This is a genomic window from Microbacterium pratiae (assembly GCF_047302165.1).
Taxonomy (GTDB): domain Bacteria; phylum Actinomycetota; class Actinomycetes; order Actinomycetales; family Microbacteriaceae; genus Microbacterium.
In genome coordinates this window covers 1261276-1277088 of record NZ_CP154843.1, presented here as the reverse complement: position 1 = coordinate 1277088, position 15813 = coordinate 1261276, and the positions used below count along the sequence as shown (strand labels likewise).

The 15813-nt window shown below is 71.7% G+C and carries 13 protein-coding genes; 3 read left to right on the top strand and 10 right to left on the bottom strand.

What is annotated here, in order from left to right:
* Window positions 1-29 precede the first annotated feature (29 nt).
* The 8 genes from kduD to AA0Y20_RS05840 all read right to left on the bottom strand — a co-directional run bounded on the left by kduD (window position 30) and on the right by AA0Y20_RS05840 (window position 8803).
* The gene (gene kduD / locus AA0Y20_RS05875; RefSeq protein ID WP_412938040.1) at window positions 30-794 is read right to left on the bottom strand and encodes a 2-dehydro-3-deoxy-D-gluconate 5-dehydrogenase KduD; all 765 of its coding nucleotides are present in this window, start codon (window positions 792-794) and stop codon (window positions 30-32) included.
* Window positions 791-1663 carry a fumarylacetoacetate hydrolase family protein gene (locus tag AA0Y20_RS05870; protein ID WP_412938038.1) on the bottom strand — a complete coding sequence of 291 codons (873 nt, stop codon included), beginning with the start codon at window positions 1661-1663 and terminating at the stop codon, window positions 791-793. Before AA0Y20_RS05870 ends, kduD begins: the two co-directional genes overlap by 4 nt.
* Entirely contained in the window at window positions 1660-2856 is a 1197-nt protein-coding gene (locus AA0Y20_RS05865; RefSeq protein ID WP_412938036.1) for a glycoside hydrolase family 88 protein, read from the bottom strand. Before AA0Y20_RS05865 ends, AA0Y20_RS05870 begins: the two co-directional genes overlap by 4 nt.
* Window positions 2857-2877: 21 nt before the next feature.
* Window positions 2878-3549, bottom strand: coding sequence for a DUF624 domain-containing protein (locus AA0Y20_RS05860; protein ID WP_412938035.1), 672 nt, complete (start codon window positions 3547-3549; stop codon window positions 2878-2880).
* 4 nt (window positions 3550-3553) lie between these two features.
* Window positions 3554-4474, bottom strand: a complete 921-nt coding sequence (locus AA0Y20_RS05855; protein ID WP_412938033.1) for a carbohydrate ABC transporter permease — start codon at window positions 4472-4474, stop codon at window positions 3554-3556.
* Entirely contained in the window at window positions 4474-5409 is a 936-nt protein-coding gene (locus AA0Y20_RS05850) for a carbohydrate ABC transporter permease (RefSeq protein ID WP_112616452.1), read from the bottom strand. The genes AA0Y20_RS05855 and AA0Y20_RS05850 overlap by 1 nt, the downstream gene beginning before the upstream one ends.
* A 92-nt stretch (window positions 5410-5501) precedes the next feature.
* Window positions 5502-6785, bottom strand: coding sequence for an ABC transporter substrate-binding protein (locus AA0Y20_RS05845; RefSeq protein ID WP_412938031.1), 1284 nt, complete (start codon window positions 6783-6785; stop codon window positions 5502-5504).
* Window positions 6782-8803, bottom strand: a complete 2022-nt coding sequence (locus AA0Y20_RS05840) for a DUF2264 domain-containing protein (protein WP_412938030.1) — start codon at window positions 8801-8803, stop codon at window positions 6782-6784. The genes AA0Y20_RS05845 and AA0Y20_RS05840 overlap by 4 nt, the downstream gene beginning before the upstream one ends.
* 139 nt (window positions 8804-8942) lie before the next feature.
* On the opposite strand from AA0Y20_RS05840, the gene AA0Y20_RS05835 reads away from it, so the two are divergent.
* Genes AA0Y20_RS05835 through AA0Y20_RS05825 form a run of 3 tightly spaced genes read left to right on the top strand, consistent with a single transcriptional unit; the run spans window position 8943 to window position 13581 of the window.
* Window positions 8943-10826: a heparinase II/III family protein gene (locus tag AA0Y20_RS05835; protein WP_412938028.1), complete on the top strand. Its 1884-nt coding sequence runs from the start codon at window positions 8943-8945 to the stop codon at window positions 10824-10826.
* Complete coding sequence (locus AA0Y20_RS05830) at window positions 10823-11935, top strand: substrate-binding domain-containing protein (protein ID WP_412938026.1); 1113 nt, start codon at window positions 10823-10825, stop codon at window positions 11933-11935. The genes AA0Y20_RS05835 and AA0Y20_RS05830 overlap by 4 nt, the downstream gene beginning before the upstream one ends.
* Window positions 11932-13581: an acyltransferase gene (locus AA0Y20_RS05825; RefSeq protein WP_412938025.1), complete on the top strand. Its 1650-nt coding sequence runs from the start codon at window positions 11932-11934 to the stop codon at window positions 13579-13581. Before AA0Y20_RS05830 ends, AA0Y20_RS05825 begins: the two co-directional genes overlap by 4 nt.
* 45 nt (window positions 13582-13626) lie before the next feature.
* Here AA0Y20_RS05825 and AA0Y20_RS05820 read toward each other — a convergent pair whose 3' ends face one another.
* On the bottom strand, window positions 13627-14769 hold the full coding sequence (locus tag AA0Y20_RS05820; protein WP_412938023.1) for a glycerate kinase: 1143 nt from the start codon (window positions 14767-14769) through the stop codon (window positions 13627-13629).
* A 1-nt stretch (window position 14770) separates the two neighbouring features.
* Entirely contained in the window at window positions 14771-15808 is a 1038-nt protein-coding gene (locus AA0Y20_RS05815; RefSeq protein WP_412938022.1) for a LacI family DNA-binding transcriptional regulator, read from the bottom strand.
* Between the last annotated feature and the right edge of the window lie 5 nt (window positions 15809-15813).

Sequence of the window (15813 nt, the reverse complement as noted above, 5' to 3'; positions counted from 1 at the left end):
GTCGGCGGAAGCAGATCGGCGGAAGCGGTTCAGCGGACGAGCCAGCCGCCGTCGACGGGCACGATCGCCCCGGTCACGTAGGCCGCGGCATCCGAGGCGAGGAAGACGAAGGCGCCCTGCAGGTCGCCGGGTGTGCCCCACCGGCCGGCGGGGATGCGGGCCAGGATGGATGCCTCGCGGTCGGCGTCGGCCCGGATGGGTGCGGTGTTGTCGGTGGCCATGTAGCCGGGCGCGACCGCGTTGACGGTCACCCCCGACGCGGCCCACTCGTTCGCGAGCGCCTTGGTCAGGCCCGCGACGGCGTGCTTCGAGGCGGCGTAGCCGGGAACGAGGATCCCGCCCTGGAACGACAGCATCGAGGCGACGTTGATGATGCGCCCGGAGCCCTGCACGATCATGCGGCGTCCGGCGGCCTGCGACAGGTGGAACACGGCGTCGAGGTTCACGGCCAGCACGTCGTCCCAGTCGGCGGCCGGGTGGTCGGCGGCGGCAGCACGGCGGATGATGCCCGCGTTGTTGACCAGGATGTCGATGCCGCCGAGCTCGGCGACGGTCTCGGCGACCGCGTCGGCGAGCTGCTCGGGAGTGGCGGTGCCGAGGTCGAGACGGATGCGGTGGGCGCGGCGTCCGAGCGCCGTGATGGCCGCCGCGGTCTCGGCGGCATCGCCGCGATCGAGCAGGGCGACGTCCGCACCGGCCTCGGCGAGCGCGACGGCTGCGCCCTGACCGAGGCCGCGGGTCGACCCGGTGACGAGAGCGACGCGACCGTCGAGGCGGAAGGAATCGAGGATCATGCGGGGCCTCCGATGAAGGTGGTGGTCAGTTCGCCGAGACGCGAGATGCGCACCGTGACGGCATCGCCGTCGCGCAGCGGCCGGTGGGCGGCCTGCGCGTCGGGCAGCTTCTGCGGGGTGCCGGTCGAGATGACATCGCCGGGCTCCAGCGTCATGACACGGCTAAGGTACGACACGACGTACGTGACCGAGAAGATCGTGGTCGCCGTGGACTGCGAGACGGTCACGATGCCGTCGCGGACGACCTCGACGAGCATGTCCTGCGGGTCGCCCGTCTCGTCGGGCGTGACGAGCCACGGGCCGAGCGGCGCGAAGCCGTCGAAGCACTTGCCCATCGCCCACTGGCTCTGCCGGCGCTGCCACGAGCGGTCCGACACGTCGTTGAGAATCGTGTAGCCGGCGACGTGCGCGAGTGCCGTCGCCTCGTCGACATCCTTCGCCCGTCGCCCGATGACGACGGCGATCTCGCCCTCGTAGTCGACGTCGTCCGCGACGGCGGGCATCACGACGGGGTCGGCCGGTCCGCCGAGGGTGTTCGCGGTCTTCGCGAACACATCGGGGAACGCGGGGTCGTCGGCGGTCGGGTCGACGCCGTCGGGCACATGCCCCCGGTAGTTGTAGCCGAGGCACAGGATCTTGCCCGGACGCACCGGCGCCTCGAGCCGAACTGCCGACAGCTCGAGGTCGGCGACATCCGCACGTGCTGCGGCGCGGTCGAGCGCGGCGCGGTCGGCGGCGAGCAGGTCGGTCAGCGCCGCGGGTCCGAGGTCGACGACACGGTCGACGCCGTCGACCGTCACGACGACGCCCGACCGGACGGCCCCCTCGGCATCGGCCGCGCGGACGGCGCGGTAACGGACGAGCCTCACCAGTACGGCTTCCAGTCGGGGCGCGCGGCGCGCACGAGAGCCTCGAGGTAGAAGTAGTCGCCCCACAGGGTGCCCTCGTTGACGCCGACCGACTTCGGCAGGTCGTAGACGCTGTGCAGGAGCACGGCGTCGGCCGCCTCCGGGCTCTCGGGCGTGTAGTTCTCGATGAGCGAGGCGAGGATCTCGTGAGCCGCCGCCCGATAGCGGGAGGCGGCATCGGGGTCGGCTTCCTCCCCCTCGTCGAGCACATCGGCGAGTTCGAACAGCCCCGACACCGCGATCGCGGCCGACGAGCTGTCGCGGGGCGCGTCGGCGCCGTCGGTGTAGACCATGTCCCAGAACGGGACGCGGTCGCTCGGGAGGTGCGAGAGGAACCGTTCGGCGCAGCGACGCGAGGCATCGAGCAGGGCCGGGTCGCCGGTCGCTCGGTGGTTCATCGCGAAGCCGTAGATGCCCCACGCCTGGCCGCGCGCCCAGCACGAGTCGTCGAACGCGCCCTGCTCGGTCGCCCCGCGCAGCGGCTCGCCGGTCTCGGGGTCCCAGTAGAAGGTGTGGAAGGTCGTGTCGTCATCGCGCAGGATGTGCGTGCGCAGCTGCGTCGTGTGCCGTCGCACCGCGTCGGCGAAGCGCTCTTCGCCGGTCTGCTCGCCCGCCCAGGTGAGCAGAGGCATGTTCATGAGGCTGTCGACGATCGTGCGTCCGCGCTGCGCGGGGTCGGAGAGATCTCCCCACGCCTGGATGATGCCGGCGGGTTCGAGGAAGCGACGCATGAGGTGATCGGCGGCCGACAGGGCGGTCTGGCGGGCGTCCTCGTCGCCGAGGAGCCGGGAGGGCGCGACGGAGGCGAGGCTGTAGAGGAACCCGAGGTCGTGCGTGTCGAGGTCGTCCTCGTCGCGGATGCGGCGTGCGAAGTCCGCCGCATGGGCCAGCCCGGCGTCGCGGAAGAAGGCGTCGCCCGTGACCTCCCACGCGATCCACATCATCCCCGGCCAGAAGCTGGTCGTCCAGCCGCGATTAGCGCCCGGGGGGAACCCGCCTGCCGCGGGGCGGATCGGGTACCGGTCGTCGCGCGTCGTGTCGTCGGGATAGCGCAGCCCGAACGTCTCGATGTTGCGACGCAGCGTGGTGAGGGCGGCGCCGATCGCCGCCTCGATCGCGGGCGCGCCGAGACGGGTTCCGGGGAGGGATGTCATGTCGAGGGGTTCCTTCGGGATTCAGACGGTCTGGGGCTCGGGATCGCCGAGCGCCGGACGGAGGATGTAGCGGGCGTTGGCCCAGGCGAGGTAGAGCGCCGGCGCCGAGGTGAGACCGATCGCGATGGCCGGCATCGAGACGAACAGTCCCGCCTGCAGCGCGATGACCGCGAGCGACACGAGGCTCAGCCACCACCGGCGGACGCTCAGCAGCAGCGCTGCCCGAGCGATCGAGCGCAGCGAGGCGTCGGGCTCCTCGGCGAGCGCAGCGAATGCCACGAGCCCCGTCGCGACCAGGAGGATCGTCATCACGCCGAGCAGGGGAACAACGGCGACCCCCGCCTGCATCGGCGCGAAGAAGCGGACGTCGACCAGCACGACGACGAGGGCGGCCACGACGACCGCTCCCAGCGCGAGAGCCTTGCGCCACGAGCGCTTCCAGCTGCGGACGAACACGCGGACGACCTGGTTCTCGCCCTCGCCGTGAGCGCGGAAGGTCGCGAACGCCGCCGTGATGCCCGGTGCGCACAGCGGCGCGACGACGGCCAGCATCGGCCACGACCGTGCCGGGTCCGTGATCACCAGCAGTACGACGAGCGGCAGACACGAGGCGAGCAGCAGCAGGTTCGTCATGAGCCCGAGGTAGACGACGCCGAAGACGGTCGCGTACGTGTTGTGCGAGATGCGCTTCACGGCCTCACCCCTTCATCCCGCTCGTCGCGATGCCCTCGACGAAGTACTTCTGGCCGACGAGGAAGATGATCGCGATCGGCACCACCGAGATGACGAGTCCCGCGAACAGCAGGGCGTAGTTGGTGTCGTAGAGGTTGCTCACGAAGCTCTTCAGCCCGAGCTGGATGGTCCACAGATCGGGGTTCCGCAGGTAGATGAGCGGCCCGAGGTAGTCGTTCCAGGTGTTCACGAACGTCAGCAGCGTGAGGCTCGCGAGGGCGGGCACCGACAGGGGCAGCATGATGCGGCGCCAGATGCCGTACTCGCTCAGGCCGTCCAGGCGCGCGGCCTCCGACAGCTCCTCGGGGATGGTCTCGTAGAACTGCTTCATGAGGAACACCCCGAAGGCGCCGAACGCCTGGATGAGGATGATGGCCCACAGCGTGTTCGAGACCTTGACGTTCGAGAGCAGGATGAACTGCGGGATCATGTACGACTGCCACGGCACCGCGATCGTGCCGATGTAGGCGAGGAAGAGCACGTCGCGTCCGGGGAAGCGGATGCGGGCGAAGCCGTAGGCCGCGAACGAGCCGGTCAGCACCTGCAGGAAGGTGACGACGACCGCCAGCACGAGCGTGTTGCGGATCCAGGTCAGCATCCCCGACTGGTTCCAGATGTCGACGTAGTTCTGCCAGACGAAGACCTCGGGGATCCACTGGATCGGAACCGAGAACACCTCGTTGGCCGACTTCAGCGAGCTCATGATCATCCAGAAGAACGGCAGCAGCAGAGCCGCCGCGGCGAGGATGAGCGCGATGTAGCCCGCGATGCGACCGATCCGGCGCAGGGGCGAGACCGTGTCGGGCCGGTGGCCGTCGGGCAGGCCGTCGGCCGCGATCTTGCGCAGCGCCCGGCGGTCGTCCTGGGGTACGAGAAGATTCGTCATCAGACGTTCCTCCGCTTGTTCCAGATGAACTGGAGGATGGTCACGAGGATGCAGAGGAAGAAGAGCGCCACGGCGGCCGCGGAGGCGTAGCCGAACTGGTTCTCCTCGAACCCCTTGCGGTAGATGAACTGCGAGATCACGAGCGTCGACTGACCCGGACCGCCCTCGGTCATGACGAGGATCAGGTCGAAGATCTTGAACGAGTTGATCGTGAGCATGACGGTGACGAAGAACATCGTCGGCCGCAGGCACGGGAGCGTGACGTTCACGAAGCGCTCCCACGCGTTCGCGCCGTCCATGCGGGCGGCCTCGTACAGCTCGCGCGGCACGGTCTGGAGCCCGGCGAGGAAGAGGATCATGTAGTAGCCCATGTCGCGCCACGTGCTGACGATGACCACGGCGGGCATCGCCCACTCAGACGAGGTGAGCCAGCCGGGAGGGTTGGCGATGCCGACCGCGCGGAGGATCTCGTTGATCGGGCCGTACTCGGGGCTGAAGAGCAGGTTCCACACGACCGCGATCGCGACGATCGAGGTGATGTACGGGAAGAACGCCGCCGTGCGGAAGAACGCGACGCCCCGCAGCTTGTTGTTCAGCAGCAGCGCGAGTCCGAGCGACGCGATGATCGTCAGGGGGATGTGCAGCGCGGCGTAGTAGAGCGTGTTGACGAACGAGATGCGGAAGCTCCCGTCGCCGAGCAGCCGCTCGAAGTTGTCGAGCCCCACCCAGTTGGCCGTGCCGAAGATGTTCCAGTTCGTCAGCGACATGTAGAAGAGCGTGACGACCGGCACGAGCGTCAGCAGGGCGAAGCCGACGAAGTTCGGCAGGATGAAGCTCCAGCCCAGCAGCGTGTTGCGCAGGGTCAGCTTCGATCTCCTGCGGCGCTGCGCCGGCTCGGGGCGGCGCGCCTTCGGGGAGGCGGCGGTGGTGGTCATGGTGTCTCCTGGGGAGGACGGCGGGGGATGCGGCCGGCGCGGGGTGCCGCGCCGGCCGCGGGGTGCCGTCGGCGGGGCGACGGCACACGGGATCAGTCGAGACCGACCTCGTTGGCGACACGGTCCTCGGCCTCGGTGATGGCCCGCTCGACCGGGGTCGAGCCCGACAGGATCGCGCTGTGCATGTCGTTGAGGATGTTCTGGATCGCCGCCGTCTTGTTCGACGTCGGGTTCTCGGGGTGGACGTCGCCGGTCGACCAGGCGAACTTCGACAGCTCGTCGGTCGGCGCACCCTCGACGGCGAAGTACGCCTCGGTCACGGCGTCGTTCGACGCGGCCGGGGTGATGCCGATCTTCGCCAGCTCTTCGGCGGCCTCGAGGCTCGCGGCGTAGGCGAGGAAGTCCTTCGCCGCCTGCACCTTGGCGCCGTCGATGTTGGCGTTGATCGAGAAGCCCGTCGGGTCGCCGAACGTCACCGGGGTGCTGTCCGTGCCGGTCGTCGACGAGTCGAGCTGCGGGATCGGCGCGATGCCCCACTCGAAGTCGTTCGCCTCGCCCGAGGCCTGCTGCGAGATCAGGGTCGCGACGTACCACGTGCCCATCGGCAGCATGGCGGCCTTCTGCGTGCCGAACTCGCCCTGGTAGGTGAGCTGGTTGGCCGTCGAGGTGTTGAAGTCGACCTGGGCGCCGGCATCCTGCAGGGCGAGGACGCGGTCGTAGTAGTCGGCGAAGTATCCGTAGTCGCCCGAGAGCACGTCGGTGTCCTCCTGCGCCGAGGCGAAGCCCTGCACGGTCGACTGCCAGCGGTGCTGGTAGGTGCCCTTCGCGACGCCGGCGGTGTTGATCGCCTCGGCGGCCGCGTCGTAGTCGTCCCACGTCCACGAGCCGTCGGGGTACTCCTGGCCCGCGGCGTCGAAGAGCGCCTTGTTGTAGAACAGCACCCAGCGGTCCTGCCGGTACGGGACGCCGTAGGCGGTGCCGTCGACCTCGTACGACGAGGCACCGCCGACGCCGTCGGGCAGCTCGACGTCGGAGACGTCCATGAGCTGGCCGCCCTCCTGGAACGTCGTGACGAACTTCACCTCTTTCTGGGTGATGATGTCGGGTCCGACGCCGGCCGCGAGGTCGGCGGTGACCAGCGTGTTGTATTCGGCCGCGTCGTACTGCTTGAGCTCGACCGTGACGTCGGGGTTCTTCTCGTGGAAGGCGTCGGCGAGCACCTGGAACTCGGGCGTCGTGTCGAGGCTCCACCCCGAGAGGGTCAGGGTGACGGGCCCGTCGGCGGTCTGGGCGGGCTCGGATCCCCCGCCGCAGGCGGCGAGCGACAGGGTGGCGACGACCGCCATCCCCGCCGCGGCTGCGAACTTGCGCTTCATGCGTGCTGCTCCTTTGCGATTGCGTGCGAGGTCCCACGTCGGACCCCGTGGTGCCGAAGCGCCGGGGCAGGCGATTCGGAGTCGGTGAGTCGGCTCACGGTGCGGGCCCCGTCGGGCCAGACGACCGTGACCGTGGAGCCGTCGATGTCGACGGCCGCGTGCGGCGCACTGTGCTCGCCGCCGGCGAGGTCGAGCAGGGCGACGACAGGCTCGCCGACCCGCACCTCGTGCTCGATGACGGGCACGAGGGTGCGGACGCCGAGCGGGTCGGCGTCCGCCCGGGACACGAGTCCCGCGACGCCCGCCGGGAAGAGCGCGCGGATGCCGCTGCTGCGGCCCCGCGACGACACCCACGCTCCGCTGTCGTCGGTGCCGCCGACGACCTCGTCGCCCGAGAGCGGCCAGCCGCCGAGGCGGAGTCGCAGCGATGCGGCATCCTGACCCGACGAGACGGCGTCGACGACGACGACGACGCGCACCTCGGACGAACCGCGGACGATCGAGGTGGTCGTGATGACGCCCACGGACGTGACGTCTCCGGCGAGCCCCGAACCGTGGCGGTGCGCCGTCGGGGCCGGTTCGACGAGGTGCGCGTCCCACGCGGATGCGGCGATGCCGAGCCGTCCGTCCGCGTCGTCCTGGACGCGCACGCTCCGCAGGGTCATCGCGGTGCGGTGCGTCGCGCGGCCATCGGAGGCGACGATGGCGGCCGACTGCTCGAGCGGCTCGAGCCAGCCTCGCTCGTCGACGATCGGCGAGGTGGCGGTCGAGTAGCCCAGGCGGGCGTAGAGCGGCGAGTCGGCCGTGCGGACCCCCGGGAACGCGTGGTCGGTGCCGTGGTTGACGACCCGGACGATTCCGTCGGCGGCGGTGCCCGAGACGATCCAGCCGGGCGACGCGATCGCGCGCAGAACATCGCCCTGCTCGACCGGCAGCGGCTCGGCCGGCGCAGTCCAGACCGGATGATCGGCGGGCAGGAGAAGCCCGAGGAAGCCCTTGACCGCCCAGTACGGCGAGCCGGGGCCCGAGTACGACTGAGCGAGACCCCGCCACTCCCCGTGCCATCCCATCGTGAGGACGCCGTCGAGGTCGGGGGCGCCGCGGTCGGCGAAGTGCGTCACGATGCGATCTGCCGCGTGGCGGAGGCGCCCCGGGCTGTGCGAGGGCACCTCGGCGATGACGCCCGCCCAGAACGGTGCCGCGGCGGCAAAGCGGTAGATGAGGCTGCGGCCCTGGATGAGCGGCGAGCCGTCGCCGCCGACCAGGGCGAGTGCGTCGTGGAGGAAGAGATCGAGGCGCGCGATGTCAGCGTCCGTCCGGCCTGCGGCGAGCTCGGCCGCGCCCGCCATCCGCGCCCAGAGAATCGGGTAGACGTGCAGCGCCCAGCCCACGTAGTGGTCGTACGAGCGCTCGTCGCCGTCGGAGAGCCAGCCGCCCTCGCGCACGAACGAGTCGTGACGGTCGAGGTCGGCGGCGATGTCGGCGGATGACCAGGGGCCGCCCACCGATCGCAGGAAGGTCTGCACCACGATGCGGAACCAGACCCAGTTGGTCTGCGGGTAGGTCTCGTCTCCCACGGCCGGAGCGAGCCAGCCGACGACGCGCTGCTGCGTGAGTGCGTCGAGCCGATCCCAGATCCAGGGGCGGGTGAGGTCGAGGACGAGCGCGATGGATGCCGCCTCGACCTTGGCCTGCGCGTGCTCCTCCATCCGGACCCATCGGTCGGGCGCGTCCGGATCGACGCCCGAGACGATCCCGCGCGCGTAGTGGGCGATGAGCTCGTCGACTCCTTCGCCCCGGGCTCCCGCGATGCGGAAGCCGGCGAGCAGGAAGGTGCGTGCGAAGCCCTCGAGCCCGTCGACGGCGTGCCCGTAGCCGCCTTCGGCGCCGGGGAAGTGGATGCGGCCGGCGCCGGGCGTCGCGTGGCTGCGCGCGGCATCGAGCAGAACGTCGGCACGGGCGACCCAGGCGTCGCGGGCCGTCTCGGCGTGGGCCGGGTTCGAGTGCTCGGAAGTCACCGGTTCTCCTTCGAAGGGCTTCTCGGTCGTCTTCGTTGATCGCGACCGATTCGGAGATTAGCAACCCATTTCGATCATTGCAAGATCTTCTCCGTTTCCTTATGATCGTTTCTGATCGATTCAATGCAAGGGAGCAGCTGTGCTGTGGAACACGGATGGTTTCACCGGCCCACTCGCGGCGGTGTGCGGCGACATCCCGGCGCACCTCCGCCCGTCCGCCGACGCCCTCCCCGTGCCGGACGCGGATCGCTGGGCGCACCGGGTCCGCTCCGAGACCACGCGTCTGCTGGTCGAGCGGGCGCGCGCCGACCTCGGACGGCCCTGGCCTCAGCCCCGTGCGAGCGAAGCCGCGCGCGTGCACCGTGATGGCGACCGGGACGGGTACGAGCAGCAGGTCTTCGCTCGCCAACGACGACTGAGCCGGGCCGTGGTCGCGGCGCTGTCGGACGACGATCCGAGATATCTCGACGAGGTCGCCGACGGCGTGTGGCTGCTCTGCGAGCAGTCGACGTGGTGCTGGCCCGCCCACGATGACACCTATGCGCGGCATGGGTCGGTTCTCGCGACCGTTACCGATCCCTTCCTCGATCTCGGTGCGGGTGAGGTGGTCGGACAGCTCGCCTGGATCGACCACGTGCTCGGCCGCCGGCTCGACGAGCGATACCCCGGACTCCGGCGGCGCATCCGACACGAGGCCCGGTCCCGCGTGATCGATCCGTTCCTCCGGCGACGCGACTGGCACTGGCTCGGGCTCGACGGCCACGTCCACAACTGGAATCCGTGGATCCACGGGAACGTGCTGGTCGCGGGGCTCGTCCTCTGCGACGACGGCGACGAGCGCGACGCGCTCATCGCGCTCGTCGCGCAGGGCCTCGATCGCTACGTCGCGGCCCTGCCCGCCGACGGCGCGATCGACGAGGGCTACGCCTACTGGTGGAACGGCGCCTGCCGAGCGCTCGAGGCCCTCGACCTGCTCGCCTACGCGACCGACGGGGCGTGGGATCCGGTCGCCGCCGTGACGTCTCTGCGCGAGACCGTCGCCTTTCCCCACCGCTCGCACCTCGGCGGCCCGTGGTATGTCAACGCGGCCGACGGACCCGCCCGTCCCCCCGCGGATCAGCCCTGGCACGCCCTGCACCGAGCGGCTCGCGCGGTCGGCGACGACGACGCGCGCCGCCATGCCGCGGCGCAGCGCCGCGACGATGAGCCCGCCACCGAGGACGCCGGGCTCGGGCGCCTGCTGCGGGCCCTGACCGACGACGCCTGGATGATCGAGACGCGTCGCGAGAGCCCGCTGCCCGCGGAGGTCTGGCTCCCGTCCACGCAGGTCTGGCTCGCACGCGCACGGCCCGGCAGCGCCGCCGGGCTCACGGTCGTGCTCAAGGGCGGCCACAACGACGAGAACCACAACCACAACGACGTCGGCTCGGTCATCGTCGCCTCCGACGGCGTCCCCGTGGTCGTCGATGCCGGTCGCCCGACCTACACGGCGCAGACCTTCGGCCCCGACCGATACGACATCTGGACGATGCAGAGCGACTGGCACAGCGTGCCGCGCATCTCGGGCGCGGCGCAGCCCCACGGCGCAGCCTTCGCGGCATCCGATCCGGTCGTCGTCCGATCGGATGAGATGAGCGCGCTGGATCTCGAGATCGGCGGCGCCTACCCCGCCGGGTCGGTACGCTCGTGGCGACGTCGGGCTGCTCTTCACCGCTCGGGACACGTCACGATCGACGACCGCTGGGAAGCCGCCGGACCGGATACCGAGGTGCGCCTGCTCCTCGCGGGCTCGGTGACGACAGGCGACGGGTGGGCTCGCGTGAGCCCGCTCGACGGCGCGACCCCGGTCCGGATCACGTGGCCCGCCGGGGCACCGCACACCCTCGTCGTTCGCGAGCTCGACGATCCGATGCTGACCGACGTCTGGGGCGACCGCCTCAGCCGGCTCGCCATCAGCGTCGACGGTCGTGCCGAGCTGCGTGTCACGGTAGAACAGGAACGGAACGAGGACGAGCGACCATGACCGACCCCACACCGGCGCTGCTAGCCGCCGAGCGCCGCGCGCACATCCTGGCGACCATGGAGCGCGAGGGCGCCGTGCGCATCTCGCAGCTGACCGACGAGCTCGGCGCCGCCACCGTGACCCTCCGGCGCGACCTCGCGCAGATGGAGCAGGAGGGTCTGTTGCAGCGCGTGCACGGGGGCGCGATCCCCGCCAACGGGCAGCACACGCACGCGCCCGCCGGCGGCGGCACCGAGGCTTCGACGGGCTCGATCGCCGTGCTCGTGCCGTCGCTCAACTTCTACTGGCCGGGGGTCGTGCGGGGCATGGAGGCCGCTGCGCGCCGTCACGGCCTGAAGGTCCACCTGCGCGGAGCTTCGTACGAGCTGCAGGACGAGCGCCCCGTGCTCGAGCGTCTCGTCGCGAGCGGTGACATCCGCGGCCTCATCGTCGCGCCGAACACCGACACCCCGCACTCGCAGGATGTCGTGCAGTGGCTGGCCGAATGCGGCACGCCGAGCGTGCTCGTCGAGCGTGACGCGATCGTCCAGCCCGCCGGTGTCCCGGTCGAGGCCGTGACGACCGACCACGCGCTCGGCGCGGTCCTCGCGGCGCGCCACCTGGCCTCGCTCGGACACCGCAAGGTCGGGCTGGTGCTCTCGCGCAACTCCCCCACGTCGCGCAAGATCGCCGCCGGGTGGCAGGCGGCGTGCGAAGAGCTCGGGCTCACGCCCGCCCAGCACATCGAGACGACGCTTCCCGACCGCGCGAGTGCGGAGTTCTCCGCCGCGGTCGACACGACGCTCGACCGCGCGCTCGGAAGCGGGGTGACCGCGCTGCTGGTGCATTCCGATCCCGAGGCGATGGCATTCGTCGATTTGGCGCTCAACCGAGGGATCTCGGTGCCGGAAGACCTGTCGATCGTCGCCTACGACGACGAGGTGGCCGAGCTCTTCACCCCCGCGCTCACCGCCGTCGCACCACCGCGCGTCAGCGTCGGGGAGACGGCGGTGGAGCTGCTGGTCTCACGGATGGCCGACCCGGGCCGGCCGACGCGTCGGGTGATGCTCAACCCCACCCTCGTCGTGCGCGAGTCGACCGTCGCACCGCGCGCAGAGAGTCCCGCGTGATCGATCGTCACGACTACTCGCCGTGGGACTTCTGGTCCACGGCATCCCCGGAGAGCCGGCGGCGCCAGAGCGAGCACCAGGCGGCGCTCGCGGCCGCTCATGCCGACTGGACGTTCGGCGACGAGTGCTTCGTCTCCGAGCTCGCGGCGCTCGACGCCGAGACGCTCAGCCTGGGCGACCGCTCCTACATCGCCGCGGGGGCGTACCTGACCGGCACCCTGCGTATCGGCGCGGACTGCTCGGTGAACCCGTCGGCCGCCGTCCGCGGCGACGTCGTCTTCGGCGACGGCGTGCGGATGGGCGCGCACAGCTCGGTGCTCGGCTTCAACCACTCGATGGAGCCGGGAACGCCCGTCTTCCGCCAACCGCTGACCAGCCGCGGCATCCGGGTCGGCGACGACGTGTGGATCGGCTCGCACGTCGTCGTGCTCGACGGGGTCACGGTGGGCGCATCGGCCGTGCTCGCAGCGGGAGCCGTCGTCACCAAGGATGTCCCCGCGGGCGCGATCGTCGGTGGCAACCCCGCCCGACTGCTGCGCTGGCGGGTGCCGCCCGCGGATGCCGCACCCGGAAGGGATCGGCTGCGCGACCGAGTGTCCGCGTTCGCCGACCGGGCCCGCGCCGATGCGACAGCGCTGCTCGCCCGCTCATTCGACCCGGCCACCGGGCTCTACTCCGACCGGCCGGGCGCGGATCCGACGGTGCGCGCGCAGGGCGACGCGGTCGAGATCGCCGATCTGCTGCTGGGCTCCACGCCGCCGGGCAGCGATCCTTCCGGGCTCATCGAACGGCTGCGCGGCTGGCAGGACCCGGCGACGGGCGCCGTACCCCCGTTCGGCCCGGTTGACGTCCCCGGCTGGGAGGACGGCGACACGGCCTATCACGTGCTGTCCACGGGGTACGCCCTCGATCTGATGGGGGCGGAGTTCGCCCACCCCATCGGACTCGTCGCCGATGCCACCGCCGACTCGGTCATCGCGCGACTCGATGCACTGCCCTGGGACACCGACCCCTGGAACGCCGGGCATCACGTCGACGCGATCGGGACGGCTCTGCTCTGGGCCCGCCGCCGGGGCGACCGGATCGCGCCGGGAGTGGCCGAGGCCCTCTTCGGATGGCTCGTGACGCATGCGGATGCCGCGAGCGGCATGTGGGGCCGGCCTTCCGCCGAGCGCGGGCTGCTGCTCGTCGTCAACGGCTTCTACAGGGCATCGCGCGGCACCTTCGCGCAGCACGGCATCCCGGTTCCCCACCCCGAGGCCGTCGTCGACACGGTGCTGCGACACGCCCGCGACGACCGATGGTTCACCCCGTCACGGCTCGATGCCTGCAACGTGCTCGACGTCGCGCATCCGCTGTGGCTCACCCGCGCGGCCGGCTACCGCCGCGCCGAGGTCGATGACCTCGCAGCCCGCCTCCTCGACCAGGTGCTCGAAGGCTGGCAGCCGGGAGCGGGGATGAGCTTCCGGCTCGCGGGGGCAGAGCCGGGACTCCAGGGCACCGAGATGTGGCTCGCGATCGTCTGGTATCTCACCGACCTGCTCGGCGCCTCGGATGCCCTGGGCTACCGTCCCCGCGGCGTCCACCGCCCCGAGCCCGCGGCATCCTCGCATCATTCGCTCAGTGCACGGCCAAGCGCTCAGTGAACGACCTTCCTGCGTGAGCAAGCCGTGCGCTCGCGGCGAAGCCGTTCACTCGGGCTCGGTACGGGCGAGCGCGGCGCCCGCCGCGCGGAGCCAGCGGGCGGGGGCAGCGAGCGAGGCCGCGGAGGATCCTGCGAGGTCGGTCAGCGAGACGGATGCCGTGAACGCCGCGGTGTCGGCATCGGCGGCGATCCGCCCGGCGACGAGAGCGACCGGCACCCCGGCACCCGCGGCGAGCCCGGCGACGAACGTGGGAACCTTGCCCGCCGCCGACTGCCCGTCGAACGACCCCTCGCCCGTGATGACGAGGTCGGCTCCGGTGATGGCGTCGGCGAGTCCGATGAGCGCCGCGACCTCGCGAGCGCCCGGACTCAAGCGGGCGCCCCAGACGAGGAGCCCGAACCCCGTGCCACCGGCGGCTCCCGCCCCCGGAGTGGTCGCGTGCGCCCCGCCCGCGGGCACGAGATCGGCGAGCCGGCTCAGCGCCGCGTCGGCTGCGGCGACCTGAGCCGTGTCGAGCCCCTTCTGCGGCCCGAACACGGCGGCAGCGCCGCGCGTGCCGAGCAGCGGGTTCGACACGTCACTGAGCACGTCGACGCCACCCGCGGGAAGCGGTCGGAGCCCCGACAGGTCGACGTGCGCGATATCGGCGAGGCCGCGCGCGCCGGGGACGACGTCGCGTCCGGCAGAGTCCGTGAACCGGGCGCCGAGCGCGCGCAGCATCCCGACGCCGCCGTCGGTCGACGAGCTCGACCCGATGCCGAGCACGAGACGGTCGACTCCGGCGTCGAGCACGGCGGCGATCGCCTCGCCGAATCCCGTGGTGTCGGCGTCGAGGCCGCGTCGCTCCGCGCCCAGCAGCTCGATGCCCGACGTCGACGCGAGCTCGACGACACCGACCCGGCCACGGGAGGGCATCCCCGATCCGTCCTCGGGTACCGCAGGGAGCAGCAACCAGGACGCATCGACGGGCTGCGCGGTGGGGCCGGTGACGGTCACCGGCATCCGCTGTGCGCCCGGAACCGCGGCGGCGAACGCGTCGAGCGTGCCCTCGCCGCCGTCGGCCATCGGGCGCAGCTCGAGAACGGCGTCCGCGTCAGCGGACGCCCACCCCGCCGCGAGCTCACGGGCCGCCGCAGCGGCGGCGATGGATCCCTTGAAACTGTCGATCGCGACGACGACGCGCGTCACGTCACGAGCTCCGCGGGGGCGTGCTCTCGCGCACGAGCACCTCGAGCGGCAGCGCGGGCGCGTCCTCGTCGGCCTCGGCGTCGACGGCGGCCCGCAGGGCGCTGTAGCCGACGTCGGGGAGCGGCACCCGCACCGTCGTCAGGGGCGGAGTCACGTCGCGGCCCGTCGGGATGTCGTCGAAACCGGCCAGCGCGATGTCGGCACCGGGCTCGCGTCCCGCGGCGCGCACCGCCGTGAGGGCACCGATGGCGACGACGTCGCTGATGCCGAAGACGACTGTCCCCGGTTCGACGCCGTCGGCGAGGGCGGCCGTCATCGCCTCGGCACCCGACTCGCGACTGAAACCGCCGCGGTACACGCGGGGCTCCGCTCCCCCGCCACCGGTGAAGCCGTCGGCGAAGCCGGCGAGGCGGTCATCGCTCGTCACGACGCCGTCGGCGGCAGCCAGCACGACGGCCGAGCGGTAGCCCCGCGCGGCGAGCGCGGCGCCGAGTTCTCGGGCGCCGCCGCGGTTGTCGATGGCGATGCTGCGGATGCCGGGGGCTCCCGGTCCCAGCGCGACGACGGTTCCTCCGCTCGCGGCGATGAGGTCGAGCTCGGCTCTCAGCTCGTCGGACATCTCCCGCGAGGTGCGCGACGCGGCGAGGATGATGCCCCGGGGGCGCTGACCGCGCAGCGCCCGCACGAGCCGCAGCTCGCGGGCCGGGTCGCGCTCGGTGATCGCGACGGTGACGACGAGGCCCGCTTCGTCGGCGCCGCGCGCGACACCCGCCGCGAGCTGCCCGAAGTAGGGATCGGCGATGTCGGCGACGAGCAGCGCGACGATCGCCGAGGTGCCGCGGGCGGTCGCCTGCGCCGACAGGTTGGCGGTGTAGCCGAGCCGGGCCGCGGCCTGCTCGACGCGTTCGCGGTAGGTGTCGGCGACCTTGCGGGTCGAGCCGTTCAGCGCCCGCGAGGCGGTCGCGAGCGACACCCCGGCTTCTCTCGCCACATCGTGCAGCGTGGCCGAGCCACGCGGCGACATCCCCGTCTGTCCCACGAGCC